Below are 16,674 nucleotides of genomic sequence, written 5' to 3' on the forward strand. Positions count from 1 at the left end.
CAGCGAAAATAAAAGAAGTTTATATACAATTTGAATCTCAGAAAAAAAGGCTCTAATTTTACCAAAAATAGTTAGCAAAATGTATTTAGTATTTGATACAGAAACCACCGGGCTTGCGAAAAGCATGCAAGCGCCCTACAGTGACACGGAGAACTGGCCGCGCATGGTGCAGATCAGTTGGCAGTTGCACGATACAGACGGTACGCTAATTGAAAACAAAGACTATATCATTCGTCCGGAGGGATTCGATATTCCCTACAAAGCAGCGGAGGTGCATAAAATCACCACCGAAATTGCACAAAAAGAAGGACAGGATTTAAAAGAAATACTGCTCGAATTTAAGGAAGTCTTATCTAGGACTAAGGTCATGGTAGGGCATAATTTAGAGTTTGACCTTGGGGTTTTAGGCTCCGAGTTTTTTAGAAAAACCCTTCCCTTTGAAATTGAAGAATTGCAAGTAGCCGATACCATGCACTTTGGAACCGACTTTTGTAAACTCTCTTGGGGACGTGCAGGCTACAAACCTCCTAGACTTGGAGAGCTTTACCAGATTCTCTTTCAAGAGGATTTTGATCAGGCGCACAACTCGGCGGCGGACGTAAATGCGACGGCCAGAGCCTTTTTCGAGCTTTTGCGTTTAAACGCGGTGCCACTAGCAAGCGTAGGGATTTCTGAGCAGCAATACACTTCTTTTAAAGCGAAAAATCCTACGCAAATTCAGTCCTTTGAGATTGTGGTCAAAAAGCAGCCGGGTATTGAGTCTCCTACAGTCGACAAGACGAAAAAACCTACGGTAGAGATCGAACTCGGATCTTATTTCAATTTTCATAACCATAGTATATACTCTTCTTTACAAGGCTCAAGTAGCCTTACGGACTTAATTGACGAGGCCTTTGAAAATGAGTTTCCCGCGGTAGGTCTCGTGGATCTTGGCAACATGATGGGCGCCTTTAAATTCAATGCGGAACTTCAAAATAGAAACAGTGCTCTTGAAAAAGAGTACAGAGCTTATACGGAAAGAGAAAAGGAGGCAAAAGAGAAAGGAGAAGAGTGGAACGAAGTGCCCCCAAAGAAGCCCATTGTAGGAATCATTGGGTGTGAGTTCTATTTGTCGGACCGACCGGAGCAAAAGCAGTTTACCAAAGACAATCCCGACAAACGATCGCGCGTAGTTTTGCTTGCGAAGAATAGGAACGGGTATAAGAATTTAGTAAAACTCTCTTCCCTTGGCTATGTGAATGGTTTTTATTTTGGGGTTCCTCGAATCTCAAGACAGATGGTAAAAGAATATAAGGAGGACTTAATTGCCCTTTCGGCTGGCCTTCAGGGCGACATCCCTCAAACCATTTTGGAACTAGGGACGCAGAAAGGGGAGGAGCTCACCCTGTGGTGGAAGGAAACCTTTGGTGAGGATTTCTATCTTCAAATTCAAAGCCATGGAGTGCAAGAAGAGAACCACGTAAATTCTGTTTTGGTGGAATTGAGCGAAAAGCATTCGATTCCGCTACTTGCTCAAAACGAAACCTATTATTCTGAGGCTACGGACGCGAAGATTCAAGAAATCCTTAGCTGTATAAAAGACGGAGAGAAGTTAAGTACGGAGGTCGGACGAGGCTTTGGGAAACGAAAAGCGCTTCCTTCCAAAGAGTACTACCTTAAAAACAGACAGGAGTTAAAGAAATCCTTTGCCCAGTTTCCCACCGCGTTCTCCGCGTACGAGGATCTGGTCAAAAAATTTGAACCTTATAGTTTGAAGCGCGATGTGCTTCTTCCCGAATTTGCGATTCCAGAAGAATTTCGAAGTCCACTGGATTTAGAGGACGGAGGGAAACGAGGAGAGAATGCGTATCTCCGACACCTTACGATTGAAGGAGCCAAAGCGCGTTATAAGGAAATTACGCCTGAGATTCAGGAGCGTTTGGATTTTGAACTGGAGGTAATTGCCAATACGGGGTATCCTGGATACTTCTTAATTGTGCAAGACTTTTGTAACGAAGCCAGAAAGATGGGCGTATGGGTTGGACCGGGTAGGGGATCGGCAGCCGGTTCTGCCGTGGCATACTGCACGGGGATTACCAATGTGGATCCGATTAAATACGATTTGCTATTTGAGCGATTTTTGAATCCAGAAAGGGTGTCCATGCCCGATATTGACATTGACTTTGATGACGAAGGAAGAGACCGAATTATTAAGTGGGTGATTGAAAAGTATGGGAAAACCAATGTAGCTCAAATTATCACGTATTCTGTTTTAGGAGGGAAATCCGCGATTAAAGACGCAGGTAGGGTCCTTGAATTCTCTATTGGAGAAACCAACGAACTCGCCAAATTAATTCCTCCCTCTCCGGGGATGAACTTTCAAAAAGCCTTTGCGAAATACGACAAACTGCCCCCAGAGGATCAAATGCTTGTCGATGAAATGAAGAGAATCCTAGGGGACTCGAAAGATCCCCGTCATGCCGTGCTTTCCGCGGCTCAGAAATTAGAAGGAGCCATTCGAAATACAGGGATTCATGCTTGCGGGGTCATCATTACGCCCGAAGACATCTCCAATTTAGTCCCTATTTCCATTGCGGCGAAAGACTCTGAAATCTTAGTTTCTCAGTTTGACAACTCGGTGGCGGAGAATGCGGGACTTCTCAAGATGGACTTTTTAGGACTTCGTACCTTGACGATACTGAAGGATGCTCTTAAATTAATTAAAAAGAACCACGGGGTGGATATCGACATAGATACCCTTCCACTTGACGATACCAAAACGTATGAACTCTTCCAAAAAGGACACACGGTAGGGATTTTCCAGTACGAGAGTCCGGGAATGCAAAAATACATGCGGGAGCTAAAACCGACCGTTTTTGCGGATTTAATTGCGATGAACGCTCTGTATCGTCCAGGTCCTATTAAATACATTCCAAGTTTCATTAACCGAAAACATGGAGAAGAAGAAATCGTATACGACCTTCCTGAGGCGGAAGAATACCTAAAGGAAACCTATGGAATTACCGTTTACCAGGAACAGGTAATGCTCCTTTCTCAAAAGCTTGCAGGCTTTACGAAAGGGGAGGCAGATACCCTTAGAAAGGCCATGGGGAAGAAGCTAAAAAGCGTTCTCGATGAACTCTATCCTAAATTCATGGAAGGAGGAAAAGAGAAAGGACACGACGAAAAAGCCCTCAATAAAATATGGAAAGACTGGGAGGCCTTTGCCGAGTATGCCTTTAACAAATCCCACTCGACTTGTTACGCACTTATTGCCTACCATACGGCTTATCTAAAAGCGAACTATCCTGCGGAGTACATGGCAAGTGTCATGACCCACAATTTAAATAACACGAAGCAGATTACTCTTTTCATGGAGGACTGCCGTAGCATTGGTGTCGATGTACTTGGACCCGATGTGAACGAATCCCATTACGAGTTTGCGGTCAATGACAAAGGGCAAATCCGTTTTGGCTTAGGAGCCATTAAAGGAATTGGAGAAGGGCCAAGTGAGGCCATTGTTCAGGCTAGGGAAGCAGGTCGCTTTGAAACGGTCTATGATTTTTTTGAACGCATTCCGTCTCGAGAAATGAACAAAAGGGTAGCGGAAAGTTTGGTGATTGCAGGCGCCTTTGACGAACTAGACTCTTACCATAGAGCGCAGTATTTTGAAATCGATACGATGGGCAAAACCACCCTTGAGAGGCTTCTTCGATACGGACAGAGTTTTCAAGAGGGCAAGAATGAAATTCAAAATTCACTCTTTGCTGATTTTGCGGACGAGGTACAAATCGAAACGCCAAAGATTTTACCGGCGCCCGAATGGCAGAGCATGCACAAGCTAAACAAAGAAAAAGAAATTATTGGGTTCTACTTGTCTTCACACCCTTTAGATGAATTCAAGTTTCAATTTGAATTCTTGCAAGGACAACTCTCAAAACAAAGCGTTTTGCAGGATCCAAGTGAGCAGGCAGAACTTGAAAAAGCACCTCTCGTGTCGATGGATGCGGATATAGTCCTTGAGGAGGGTATAGATTTAGACCTAGAAGCAGACGATATGGATGCTATGGTGGGACTGGAACAAACGGTTATTGAACCCAGGGGCGCCCTTGGATTTTTGAACTTGGATCAGATTGATCCGTTCCGCGACCAGCAGTATGGACCGGAACAAATCCGACTCTATGAAGAAATCAAAGACTACAAAGAGAAGCAAAGATTTCGGGAGAATGCAAAAGAATACATGGTCTCTGGACTTATTACGGAATACACCGTGCGCGATGCGAGAAACAGCGGAGAAAAAATTGCGTTCCTAACCTTAGAAGACTATAGCGGTAGTTATTCGTTCCGATTGGGTGACCGAGATTATCTCCGACTTCGAGACCGGCTCGATTTGCAACGCTTCGTCATCTTAAAAATCAAGTACTCCATCGCAAAAGACTCACGCGTTTTTGTCAACGTTTCCGAAGTTTTTGATTTGAAGGAAGCGTTTGAAAAGTTTGCAAGAAGTCTTTCCCTTGTGCTGGATGTAGTTCATGTACGAAGGGAAGATTTTGAATTCTTGAAACGGGTTCTAGCCGAGTTTCCAGGCGACCAAAAGTTGAATTTCTATTTCAAAGACTCGCGAGATCAGTCCCATATGGAACTGCCTTCTTTAAAAGCGCAAATCGAGGTAAATCCAACGCTCCTTTCTAGTTTAAAAGGAGACAATCGCTATTCGTTTTACTTAAATTAACCTTACGTTCATGCATTTTTAAAATACTTCCTTTTTGAAAGGAAGTATTTTTGCATGGGCGATAGCAGTGAAAACAGGCATCGGAAAAGAGGGATGAAAAATAATTGAAAAAAACTAGGAAACTTTTTTGGTTTATTAGTTTTCTCTAGCGTATCTTTGCCACTTGAAATTTACAAGAATGGCCTCGAATGAAGAATTTTTAGAAACCGCCTCGAAGCTCTTTATGGAGAACGGAGCCAAAACTCTGACCATGGATGAGGTCGCGAGAGAATTTTCGATTTCAAAGAAGACGCTCTACCAATTGTACAAAAATAAAGAAGCGTTATTAGAAGATGTACTTAACTATCAACTTCAAAAAGTGATAGAAAAAATGGAACTGTTAGATTCCAAAGTGGAAAACGCAGTGGCGCGCATGTTTTGCCGAGATGAAGAAATTGATCAGGCGGTTCGCACCAACAATTCCATGCTGATTCGTCAATTGATACGCTATTACCCCAATATTTTTTACTCGCACATGAAGCGTTTCGGAAACCGATTCGCGACAGTGCTTATTCGCAATATTCATAGGGGGAGAGAGCAGGGACTTTACCGAAAGGATTTTGACGAGAAAATTTATGCCAAGTTGTTTTTGCAACTCGTGATGTCCTACGATGCATCTCCCTTCTTTGACGAGGAAGAGAAGGAACGTACGGATTTTATGGAGGAAGTAATCCTTATGTACATGCAATCGATTACGAGCGAAGAGGGCAAGAGAGAATTAGAAAAAGTTAACAAATAAAATCGATGAATAAACTATTAATGGCAGTCGCCCTTATGGCAAGTGGAATTGCTTTTGGACAAAACACGCAGGTGCTGACTCTGTCTGAGGCGATTAATTTTGCACTCGAGCACAAGGCCGAGGCGCAAAAAGCAAGACTGGATGTGCTCAAAGGTCAGGCTCAAATTGCAGAGGTGAAAGCGGGCGCTTATCCTCATGTGAATTTTACGAGCTCAACTTCTTACAATCCTTTGCTTCAAGAAACGGTTCTCCCTGGGGAAATGTTTGGGGCTCCCGGACAACAAGTGAAAGTAGCCTTTGGACAAAAATGGACTTCTAGTAACATGGTTCAGCTATCGCAAGTTCTGTTTAACCAGTCGGTGTTTACAGGGCTGAAAGCAGCCAAGTCCACCACAGAGTTTTACCAAATTAATGCAGAGCTTACGGAGGAACAGATCATTGAAAAAGTAGCTACAGCTTATTTTCAAGTATACCAATCCGAAGAAATGCTCCACAATGCGGAAAACAACCTGGAAATTACAAATCAAACCATTCAAATTATTAAAGGTCTATACGATGCAGGACTTGCCCGTAAGATCGATTACGATCGTGTGGTCGTGGCTCGTAACAATGTGAGTTCCGGTGTGAAACAGCTAGAAAACAGTGTGGACTTGGCCGAGAATGCACTTAAGTTCATGATCGGAATGCCGATGGAATCGGAGATCACGCTACCAGAAGGAAGTTTTGAACCGGGAATGCTCTCTCAAGCGGATTATGAAGTAGACCAGCGCACGGAAGTGAAATTAATGAACAAGCAACTTGAACTTCTCGATTGGCAAAAGAAAGCCTCAGAAGCGGAGTACTATCCTACCGTATCGCTTTCAGCGAACTATGGCTTTCTAGGACAAGGTGAGAAAATGCCTTGGTGGAATGGACAGAAGCAGGGCGTTTTTTGGTCTGACATGGCTTCCATTGGACTTAATATTCAAGTGCCTATTTTTAATGGATTTGCCACGAAATCAAAAATAGAACTCAATAAAATAGAAATTCAAAAGGCAGAGGCAGACCTTGTAGAAACCAAATTAGGTCTCGACCTTGCTTATAAGAATGCTCGCACCTCTCTTGAAAACAATTTAACGCTTATCGCTTCGCAAGAAGAGAACGTTCAATTGGCGCAAGATGTTCTTTCCAACACGCGTAGCAACTACCAGTACGGACTTGCAACCCTAAACGATATATTGGATGCAGAACGGGATTTAACGGATGCAAAAGACCATTTAACTCAAGCCAAACTAGATTATAAACTTGCTGAAATCAACCTGTTAAAATCACAGGGGAAACTAAGAACTTTAAATTATTAATTCGATCATGAAAAAAAATACAATTATCACCCTGGTTTCCCTTATCGTAGTTGGGGTACTTGCGTTTTTCATTTTGCAACGCAACAAATCAAAAAACGAGGCCGAAGTGGCGATCGTAGCGCAAAAAAATAAAGATGTAGCCGTTCGAACGACTCTTGTAAAATCCGAATTGATTGAAGGAGCTTTTCAAGTGAACGGAAACTTTGTACCGAACCGCGAGGTAACGATCGCTTCTGAAATTGCCGGACAGTTAGCCTCTCTTTATGTAAAAGAAGGAAGTTACGTGAAAGCAGGACAAAGCATTGGTCGTCTCGTAGGCGATAAGTTGAATGTAAACGTATCGAATGCACAGGCCAATTTAGCCAACGCACAACAGGCACTTAGCCGATACGAACAGGCGTACAAAACGGGAGGGGTAACTGCCCTTCAATTGGACCAAGCTAGACTTCAAGTGACCAACGCAAGAGCTCAAGTGCAGTCTGCGAACTTGGTATCAGGCGATACGAACATCGTTTCGAAAATAAGCGGGATTGTCAATCAGAAATTCGTGGAAATTGGAACCATTCTAAGTCCAGGAACTCCGATTGTGGAAATCGTAGACATTTCTTCTGTGAAACTACGCGTGGATGTGGACCAATCTTTAGTGAGTAACCTAAAAGTGGGGGACTTAATTAAAGTGAAAGTGGATGTAAGCGATGCAGAACTAGAGGGAAGAATTACTTTTATTGCACCCTCAGCGTCTGGAGCTTTAAAATTCCCTGTAGAAATAGCGGTTAAAAATGCATACAATCAACTAAGAGCGGGAATGTACGGAACCGCCATGTTCAATCGCGTATCGGATGGGAAAACGCTTTTAATTCCTAGATCTGCTTTTGTAGGATCCGTTAGTGACAACCAAGTGTTCGTGGTTAAAAATGGAGTGGCTTACTTAACAAAAATTCAAAGTGGAGCTAATTTAGGCGACAATGTAGAAGTGGTAAGTGGCCTGAAAGAAGGCGAAATGGTCGTGACCAGCGGTCAGATCAACCTAAGCGACAAAACAAAAGTAAGCCTACTTAAATAACGATTGTAATACAAGAATAGAATGAAATTAGCAGAAGTATCGATCAAGCGACCAAGTTTGGTCATCGTGATGCTTGCCTTACTGATTATTGGGGGACTCTTTAGTTACTCTCAGCTGAATTATGAGCTGATCCCTAAATTTGAAGTGAAGGTAGTCACAGTGGCTACGGTCTATCCGGGAGCTTCGCCTGCCGAGGTAGAAAATACAGTTTCGCGTAAAATAGAAGACGCGATCTCCGCCCTGGAAGGAATTAAGAAGATTCAATCCAAATCCTACGAAAGTTTATCCGTTGTAATTATTGAATTTAACAACGATGCCGATGTCGACTTCGCCTTAAACGAAGCGCAGCGGAAAATTAATGCCATTCGATCGGATTTACCTGAGGACATTGACGAGCCTTCGCTCTCCCAGTTCTCACTTTCTGATATGCCGATTGTGCGTATGGGGGTAACAGCCAACTTAACAGAAAACGAACTCTACGACTTAATTGACGAGCGAATTCAACCGGAAATCTCCAGAATTTCGGGGGTGTCAAAAGTGGACATTGTCGGAGGGCAAGAAAGAGAGATTCGAATCAACTTAGATCAAAACAAACTACAGGGGTATGGTCTTACCATTCCTCAAGTAGAGCAAATCATTGCGGCTTCGAATTTGGACTTCCCAACGGGAAGTTTAAAGACGAGAGAAAATTCCACTTTGATCCGTTTGGCAGGTAAAATTACCTCCGTAGATCAGCTAAGGAATTTAACCATTGCCTCCGTTGGAGGTCAAAATATTAAGCTTTTGGATGTGGCCGAAGTACAGGATACACAGAAAGAAGCGGACAAACTAGCCCGAATCAACCGTCAAAGTACGATTATGCTTCAGGTGCAAAAGCAAACGGATGCCAACGCGGTGGAAGTGAGTTCCCTCGTGCGAGAGAAAATCGCACAAATTGAAGCGCAGTATCAAGATACGGGCGTGAAGATCGACATTGCGGACGATACCTCCTTATTTACCCTGGAAGCAGCAAACGCGGTAATCAAAGACTTACTGATCGCGATTTGTCTTGTGGCTTTCGTGATGCTTTTCTTCCTTCATAGTTTTAGAAACGCTTTGATTGTAATGGTTGCGATTCCAACCTCGCTTATTGCCACCTTTATTGGACTTAATCTGCTCGATTATAGTTTGAACTTAATGAGTTTATTAGGTCTCTCTCTTGTGGTGGGGATTCTGGTGGATGACGCGATCGTAGTAATTGAAAACATTCACCGTCACATGGAGATGGGGAAAAACAAAGTACGAGCGTCCTATGATGGAGCGAAGGAAATTGGGTTTACCGTAACTGCCATTACCCTTGTAATTGTGGTGGTATTCTTACCGATTGCCCTTTCTTCTGGTCTTGTAACAGACATTATTAAGCAGTTTACGGTCACCGTAATTATTGCGACCTTGCTTTCCTTACTCGTTTCGTTTACAGTGGTGCCATGGCTCTTCTCTCGATATGGGAAATTAGAGACCATGAGCAACAAAACATGGTTTGGAAAAATCATTACGAAGTTTGAACAGGGACTAAGCTGGTTTACACGTAAAATAGAATCCATCCTTAGATGGAGTTTGGTTCATAAACTTAGAACTTTTGGAGTGGTAATTGTCCTTTTTGTAAGTTCCATTCTGCTTTTAGCCTTTGGCTACATTGGAACGGATTTCTTCCCAGCCAATGACAAAGGAGAATTCTTAGTTCAATTCGAGATGCCGAAAGACACCTCACTTGAAGAAACCAATTTCATGACTCAAAAGGCAGAGGATTATGTGGCTCAAAAGCCGGAAGTAGAAAGTATGATTACTTCTGTAGGTCTTGTGAGCGGAGATATGGGCGCAATGCAATCCACCAATTACAAATCGGAGATAAGCATTGTCTTAAAAGAAGACACAGAGGAAGCGACCAAGGTCTATTCTGCCAAACTAAAAAGAGAACTTGAAAAAGAAGTCGTTGGCGTAAAAATCACCACAGTTCCTGTAGGTTTCATGGGTGCGGAACAAGCGCCCCTACAAATGACAATCACAGGTCCAGAACTTGAGAGTGTAATGAAGTACGCGAAAATTTCGGAAGCAAAACTAAAATCGATTGACGGTTCTTCTGAAGTGGAACTCAGTGTCGAGGAAGGAAATCCAGAGATTTCAATTAATGTCGACCGGGATAAAATGACCGCTTTAGGTCTCAACGTGGCGAGCGTCGGAACGACCCTAAGAACTGGATTTAGTGGAAATACAGACAATAAGTTCCGTACCGGAAACAGCGAGTATGACATTAACATCATTTTAGATGAAACCAACAGAAAAAGCATAGAGGACGTGAAAAACGTAACGTTTGTAAACAACCAAGGACAGCAGATCCAATTGGCGCAGTTTGCAGACATCGTTTACAGTTCAGGTCCTGCGCTTCTAGAGCGTTTTAACAGAACCCCTTCCGTAACGGTGCAAGCGCAGGTTGTAGGTCGTACGACGGGAGCTGTGGCTGCAGATTGGGAAGCCTCTCTTGCAGAAGAAAAAGCACCTGCAGGCGTAACTTGGGTTTGGGGTGGAAACATGGAAAATCAAAGCGATGGGTTTGGAACACTGGGAGTTGCCCTAATGGCAGCGGTTCTACTCGTGTACATGATTATGGTCGTTCTCTACGATGACTTTATCAAACCTTTTATCGTTTTATTCTCGATCCCACTTTCCTTCATTGGAGCACTTTGGGCACTTGCGTTAACGAATCAGAGTTTGAATATTTTCACCATCTTAGGGATTATCATGCTGATTGGTCTGGTGGCCAAGAACGCCATCTTACTAGTGGACTTCATTAACCACCGACTCGATGCGGGGGAGAATATTGAAAATGCGATTGTCCAGGCGAATCATGCGAGACTTCGTCCGATTCTAATGACGACCATTGCAATGGTCTTTGGGATGCTTCCTATTGCCATGGCAACGGGCGCAGCAGCCTCAATGAATAACGGTCTTGCGATTGTTATTATCGGAGGACTAATCTCTTCGTTATTCTTAACCTTAATTATTGTTCCTGTGGTTTATTACATTATTGTAAGACTCGAGAACCGTTTTTCAAAACATGAAAAAGTGGATTACGGATCTGAGATGACGGCGGACTATAAGCATCTTCATCCTGAAGAAGAACTAGAGTTTTAACTCTAAAGCCGAAATAAATACGCAAGGGTCTACTTTTTAAGTGGACCCTTGTTATTTGTAAGTAGGATAGAAATTAAAATGGAAATTTAGTTACTCAGAGTCCCTATCCGTGGAGTTCGGGTCGCAGTACAAGTCTTTCTCGATGACGAAATTTTGACAAAACAATACAAAAAAACGACTTATTGTATTTTCGTGGATTTTGCTCACTTTGCGTAGGCGTCTGTATTTGAAATAATTAATAAAAAAAAGCTCCAACTTTCGTTGAAGCTTTGTGAACGCGGAAGGAGTCGAACCCTCAACCTTCAGAGCCGTAATCTGACGCTCTATCCAATTGAGCTACGCGTCCATTATCGTTTTACGGTTTGCAAATATAGGACTTTTTTATTTTCTTTGAAAGATGAAAACCAAAATAATTTTATTTCTTTTTCTTGGGATACTCCTTAGTTGTCAAGGAAAACAAGAAACGGTAGCAAATGAATCCATTACGATTTCATCAAGCGTTTCTTACCAGTGGCAAAAGGATCACCTTAGACTTAAGACCGCGAAATCAGAAACGACTTGGAGTTCAGAGGATTTGCCTTTGAAACGTGCGGTGGTTCTTAACGCAAGTTTGATAGGGTATTTTACAGAACTAGGAATCGAATCCAATCTTGTGGGGGTTTCCAGTCCTGAATATATTTATTCTCGCAAAATTCAGGAAAGAATTAATTCGGGGCAAATTCAAAATGTGGGGAGCGAACAGAAGTACGATCTGGAACGAATTCTTGCGTTAAAACCCCAGGTGATCTTCACCAATTACATCGCAAATTTTGAAAACACCTATGATATTCTAAAAAAGAGTGGGATTCAAATGGTATTTTTGGACGAGTACTTAGAAACAGATCCTTTAAGTAAAGCCAAATACCTGCAGGTTTTTGGAGCTTTGTTTGGGGTGGAGCAAAAGGCCCTTGAAACGTATACACAGATTGAAACCAAATACAAGTCACTTAAAGCGGAGGCTCAGAAGGCCCAAGAAAAACCGCTTGTGATCACCAATGAACTATACGGAAATCAGTGGTTCATGCCTGGAGGTAGAACTCAATTTGCGAATTTTATGAAAGATTCTGGAGCGAGATACCTCCTAGAGGACAATACAGAAGCGAGAGCGATCCCCTTGAGCTTTGAGCAGGTTCTTGTGGAAGCGAAAGAGGCGAGTCTGTGGGTGAATGCAGGAAATTACACTGCGAAGTCTCAGATGCTTTCTTTGCATCCCAATTACGATCAACTGGATGTTTTTCAAAAAGGGAAAATTTATGGAATTTCGGGAAAAACATTGGGGAAAGCCAATGATTACTTTGAATCGGGTGTGGTCAGGGCCGATTTGGTTCTTAAGGATTATATCAAAATGGTGCATCCAGAATTAGTTCCAGCAGATTCCCTTGTTTATTTTAAAGAACTACACTAGATCCCAAGTTCGAAATCGCTATTTTTGCAGCAGCTATGTGGAAGTTTATAAAAAGAATTGTTTTTTTAGTCGTCGTGCTATCCCTACTTGGACTTTTAGCAGGTCGTTTTTTCAATCCGCCTATTACCTTTACTCAAATCGGAGGAATGGTTAAATATGGAAAATTGCAAAGAGATTACATCCCTTTGCAGGACATGGGAGTCCAAATTCAAAAGGCAGTCATTGCCGCCGAAGATCAAAAGTTCTTTCAGCACAACGGATTTGATTTCAAGGCCATTGAAAAGGCCTTAAAGCATAACGAACAGGGCAAGAAACTTCGAGGAGGAAGTACCATCTCGCAACAAACGGCAAAAAATGTGTTTTTGTGGCAATCCAGAAGTTGGATTCGAAAAGGGTTGGAGGCATTCTTTACCTTTGCGATGGAAGCGCTTTGGCCTAAGGAAGTGATTCTAGAAAGATACCTGAACTCCATTGAGATGGGGCAGGGAGTCTTCGGGATTGAAGCGGCATCGCAGTATTATTTTGGCAAGAATGCGAAAAGTTTAAGCAAAAGCGAGGCGGCATGGATTGCAGCCATTCTTCCGAGTCCCCAGAAATACGATCCAAACAATCCTTCTTCTTATTTAAGGAAAAGGCACAATTGGATCCTAAACCAAATGACGCACGTTCGTTTACCGTAATTTACAAATAGAATATTCATGGCATTTTTCACTTCAAATAAACCTGCGTTTGGAAGCGTTCTTAAAAAATACTTTAGTTTTAAGAACGAAACAACCTCACTTGAGCCTCTGTTTGAAGTGTTTCATAGTGTCAAAAAAGAAGAATTTTCCGTCGTGCTCGATTTCTTTCTCCACAGTGAAGACATCGCACGAAATTTTGGATCGTATCTAGAAGGCCTCTTTAAAGACAAACCTTTTAACCTTTCCCTAACCGAGGCCAATATTCTTTCTGAGAATGCGTTCTTTCCGGAGCTTCGAAAAAGAACCTTAGATTTTATTTTGCCTCCGGTGGGCAATGAAAATTCGATTTGGTATCTCGTGGACTTTATCTCGACAAGGCCGGGGAGCGATCTTAAGTATTTGAAAAGCATACCTTCAGAACAATTGGATGCCTTTTTTAAGTTGTTAGGAATTGACAATTTAATCACCCGCAAAAAGGTAAAAAGAGAAATGCTTTTCTCTGCCAATATTTTGGCTTGGAGAGCTGTGGGGAACGCTTTAGAAGTGGGCGTAATGAACATGGTTCCGGAATACATGAATTACGACAATCCCTTTTTAGCGCTTCAAGACGAGATGGACCTTCTCAAAATGGAGATGACCAAGAATCCTGATTTTCAGTTTTCCTCCAAGGACCCCGAATACAAGCAGATTAATATCTACCTAGGACAATGTCTGCAGTTCATCGATACTGCGTTCAAGAACTCGTCTAAATACGGAATCACCAGTAGAATTAACCAATCCTTATTAAAGATCCGTCAGCAGATCAATCGGGTCTCGGATATCTTTTCTCTTTGGGCCATTGATGGACCGGAGGATGTGGTGAAAAACTCCAAAGAATTAATCTTTAAGATTATGGAGTACAAGTCGCATAAGAATAATATTTCAGAGCTCTTTGACGATGCGACCCGACTGCAATCCCATTTGATTACGAACCATACAGCAGAGACCGGCGCCCATTACATTACTTCCACGCGGAAGGAGTACATGAAGATGTTCTACAAAGCCAGTGGAGGGGGAATTATTGTAGGAGCGCTCTGCGTTTTAAAACTGCTTTATGGGTATGCACCGGGCAGTGAGTTTTCTCACGCCTTTATGTACGCGCTGAATTATGCAATGGGCTTTATTATGATTTATCTGATGGGCTTTACCCTTGCTACAAAACAGCCAGCCATGACCGCAGCGACAATGGCCAAGGTGCTTTCGGATGAGAAAAATACGACGACCAACTACAAAGAATTTGCGCATCTAATATCGAAGTTGTTTCGAAGTCAGTTCATTGCCTTCATTGGAAACGTGGCGTTAGCCTTCCCCGTTGCACTGGTCATTATTTATGGGCTGGATGTCCTGTTCAATCAAAATTTTGCAACCGACAAGGCGGGCCTCATTTTAAATAACCTCGATCCTTTTGAGTCGAAAGCCCTTTTCCATGCGAGCATCGCCGGGTTTTATCTTTTTGTCTCTGGGATTATTTCAGGAAGTATTGGAAATAGCTCAGTCTACTATCAAATTCCCGCGCGTATTGATAAGAATCCACTGATCAACTCCCTCTTAGGGAAACGATTTGCAAGCGGGCTATCCGACTATTATCAAAAGAACTGGGCCGGAATTATTTCTAACTTTTGGTTTGGGGTGTTCCTTGGGGTTACGGGGCCTATTGGGAAGTTCTTAGGGCTGGATTTAGACATTCGACACATTACCTTTGCCGCCGGAAATTTCGCCATTGGACTCTATGGAAAGGACTTCCTGGTGAGTAACTATACCTTTTGGATTAGCTTTATTACGGTCTTTCTAATTGGATTTTTCAACTTTTTAGTAAGTTTTGGTTTCTCCATGGCGCTTGCCTTCCGATCAAGAAAAATTACTTTTGGAGGAGTTCGATTGATATTAAAAGAAATTGGAAGGTATTTCCTTTCCAATCCACTTCGTTTCTTTCTTCCAATTCGATCCCTTGAACTGGATACCAAAGCGAAGGAGCTTGTGGAAAAGACCTCTACAAAATCTGAAGAGAAGTAACTTTCGCCGCTCCAAGTTCGTCTTGGAATTTTTTTAGAAAAAAGGATTTTCGCATTCGGAAATCATTTTTCAAAAGAGGAGAAAGAATTTTGATTTCAAGGGTGGTCCCTTGCAGTCGTACGCTTTGTATTTCTGCAAACAGAGATTTGTCCAAATAGTCTTCTAAAAGTTCCCTCGCTTTTTCACTGGTTAATTGCTTCTGAAATCCATTCTTTTTCGCAAAGATTTCCATGAGCTCAGAGGCCTTGAATTCTCGTTTTTTCTTTCGCATGATCTTTTTCTTTTACGAGTTCTCTTGGGAAGAGATTTCAAAGATTTTACTGTCCTCGTGAATTCTTTTTACAATTTCTTCCGTTCTTTGTTTGTCCGTATCGGTGATAAACATCTGACCGAATTTTTCGCGGTTGATAAGGGCAATTAGGTTGCTTACCCGGTGGGAATCTAACTTATCAAATATATCGTCTAGAAGTAGGATGGGCGTCTTGTGGGTAAGTTCAACGAGTCGCTTGATTTGAGCTAGCTTTAGGGCGATTAGAAAGGATTTTTGCTGACCCTGAGATCCTGTTTTCTTTAATAGGGTGCCGTTCATTTCAAATAGAAGATCGTCCTTGTGGATCCCGCTTGAGGTATAGGTGAGTTGGCGGTCTTTGCTTAGGTTGGATTCTAAAAGAGTTTGGAAATCCACCCCGTTTAATTCGGATTGAAAGCGAACACTAATGGATTCCTTTCCTGCAGAAAGGGTGGAGTAAAACTGCTGAATCAGGGGATTTAAACTCTCAATAAACTTTTTTCTTTTTTCAAAAATAGGCACTCCAAATTCGAGCAAAGGAGCCGTGTAAATCTCCAAAGAGTCTAAATCAAAACTTCGGTTCTTTTGAAAGTATTTTAAAAGCGCATTTCGCTGCTTAAGGGTTTTCTGATACTGTATGAGCTCAAAGAGATATTCGGGATCCGTTTGGGAAATCATATGATCTAAAAACCGTCTTCTGCTTTCACCCGAATCGGTGATTAAGTTCGAATCGTAAGGAGAGATCAAAACCGTAGGAAGATAACCAATGTGGTCCGCTAATCGAGGGTAGATCTTTTCATTCTTCTTCAGGTTCTTTTTGCCCTCCAAGGGCATTTGTAGCTGAAGTGTGCTGTATTTTTGAGTCCCCTCTTCCAGGGTAGACTCTTCTTGGATTTCTGCTTTCAGGCTAAAAAAATCCTTTCCTTGTGTGATGCTTAAAGAGTCCGTATTTAATAAAAAGCTTTTGCCTACCGAAAGGTAGTGCAAAGCATCTAAGAGATTGGTTTTTCCACAGCCGTTGTTTCCTACAAAACAATTGATTTGAGAGGAAAATTCAAAATCTCGGTTCAGATGATTTTTAAATTGGGCAATGTGGAGCTGAGAAACAACCAAAAGATAAGCGAATTAAATAGGATTAGTAAAAAT

The 16,674-nt window shown here is 42.3% G+C and carries 10 protein-coding genes and 1 tRNA gene; 8 read left to right on the top strand and 3 right to left on the bottom strand.

What is annotated here, in order from left to right; all coding sequences use genetic code 11:
- The first annotated feature begins 79 nt into the window (after nt 1–79).
- The 5 genes from dnaE to ACX3PU_RS04335 all read left to right on the top strand — a co-directional run bounded on the left by dnaE (nt 80) and on the right by ACX3PU_RS04335 (nt 11,063).
- On the top strand, nt 80–4,711 hold the full coding sequence (dnaE, locus tag ACX3PU_RS04315) for a DNA polymerase III subunit alpha (RefSeq protein ID WP_459083687.1): 4,632 nt from the start codon (nt 80–82) through the stop codon (nt 4,709–4,711).
- Between the two features lie 178 nt (nt 4,712–4,889).
- Nucleotides 4,890–5,489, top strand: a complete 600-nt coding sequence (locus ACX3PU_RS04320; RefSeq protein ID WP_459083688.1) for a TetR/AcrR family transcriptional regulator — start codon at nt 4,890–4,892, stop codon at nt 5,487–5,489.
- Between the two features lie 5 nt (nt 5,490–5,494).
- A complete protein-coding gene (locus ACX3PU_RS04325; RefSeq protein ID WP_459083689.1) occupies nt 5,495–6,829 on the top strand; it encodes a TolC family protein in 1,335 nt (444 codons plus the stop codon).
- A gap of 7 nt (nt 6,830–6,836) precedes the next feature.
- Nucleotides 6,837–7,892 carry an efflux RND transporter periplasmic adaptor subunit gene (locus ACX3PU_RS04330; protein ID WP_459083690.1) on the top strand — a complete coding sequence of 352 codons (1,056 nt, stop codon included), beginning with the start codon at nt 6,837–6,839 and terminating at the stop codon, nt 7,890–7,892.
- Between the two features lie 21 nt (nt 7,893–7,913).
- On the top strand, nt 7,914–11,063 hold the full coding sequence (locus ACX3PU_RS04335; RefSeq protein ID WP_459083691.1) for an efflux RND transporter permease subunit: 3,150 nt from the start codon (nt 7,914–7,916) through the stop codon (nt 11,061–11,063).
- 272 nt (nt 11,064–11,335) lie between these two features.
- Here ACX3PU_RS04335 and ACX3PU_RS04340 read toward each other — a convergent pair.
- A tRNA-Arg gene (locus ACX3PU_RS04340) sits at nt 11,336–11,409 on the bottom strand.
- Between the two features lie 51 nt (nt 11,410–11,460).
- Here ACX3PU_RS04340 and ACX3PU_RS04345 point away from each other — a divergent pair.
- The 3 genes from ACX3PU_RS04345 to ACX3PU_RS04355 are packed head-to-tail and all read left to right on the top strand — an operon-like array spanning nt 11,461 to nt 15,239.
- The gene (locus ACX3PU_RS04345; protein ID WP_459083692.1) at nt 11,461–12,507 is read left to right on the top strand and encodes an ABC transporter substrate-binding protein; all 1,047 of its coding nucleotides are present in this window, start codon (nt 11,461–11,463) and stop codon (nt 12,505–12,507) included.
- 35 nt (nt 12,508–12,542) lie between these two features.
- Entirely contained in the window at nt 12,543–13,187 is a 645-nt protein-coding gene (gene mtgA, locus ACX3PU_RS04350) for a monofunctional biosynthetic peptidoglycan transglycosylase (protein WP_459083693.1), read from the top strand.
- 18 nt (nt 13,188–13,205) lie between these two features.
- A complete protein-coding gene (locus ACX3PU_RS04355) occupies nt 13,206–15,239 on the top strand; it encodes a recombinase (protein WP_459083694.1) in 2,034 nt (677 codons plus the stop codon).
- Here ACX3PU_RS04355 and ACX3PU_RS04360 read toward each other — a convergent pair.
- Both ACX3PU_RS04360 and recF read right to left on the bottom strand, forming a co-directional pair.
- Nucleotides 15,217–15,510 carry a DciA family protein gene (locus ACX3PU_RS04360; protein ID WP_459083695.1) on the bottom strand — a complete coding sequence of 98 codons (294 nt, stop codon included), beginning with the start codon at nt 15,508–15,510 and terminating at the stop codon, nt 15,217–15,219. The genes ACX3PU_RS04355 and ACX3PU_RS04360 overlap by 23 nt on opposite strands.
- 12 nt (nt 15,511–15,522) lie before the next feature.
- Nucleotides 15,523–16,641, bottom strand: a complete 1,119-nt coding sequence (gene recF, locus ACX3PU_RS04365; RefSeq protein WP_459083696.1) for a DNA replication/repair protein RecF — start codon at nt 16,639–16,641, stop codon at nt 15,523–15,525.
- Nucleotides 16,642–16,674 lie beyond the last annotated feature (33 nt).

The organism is Chryseobacterium sp. A301, assembly GCF_054489425.1.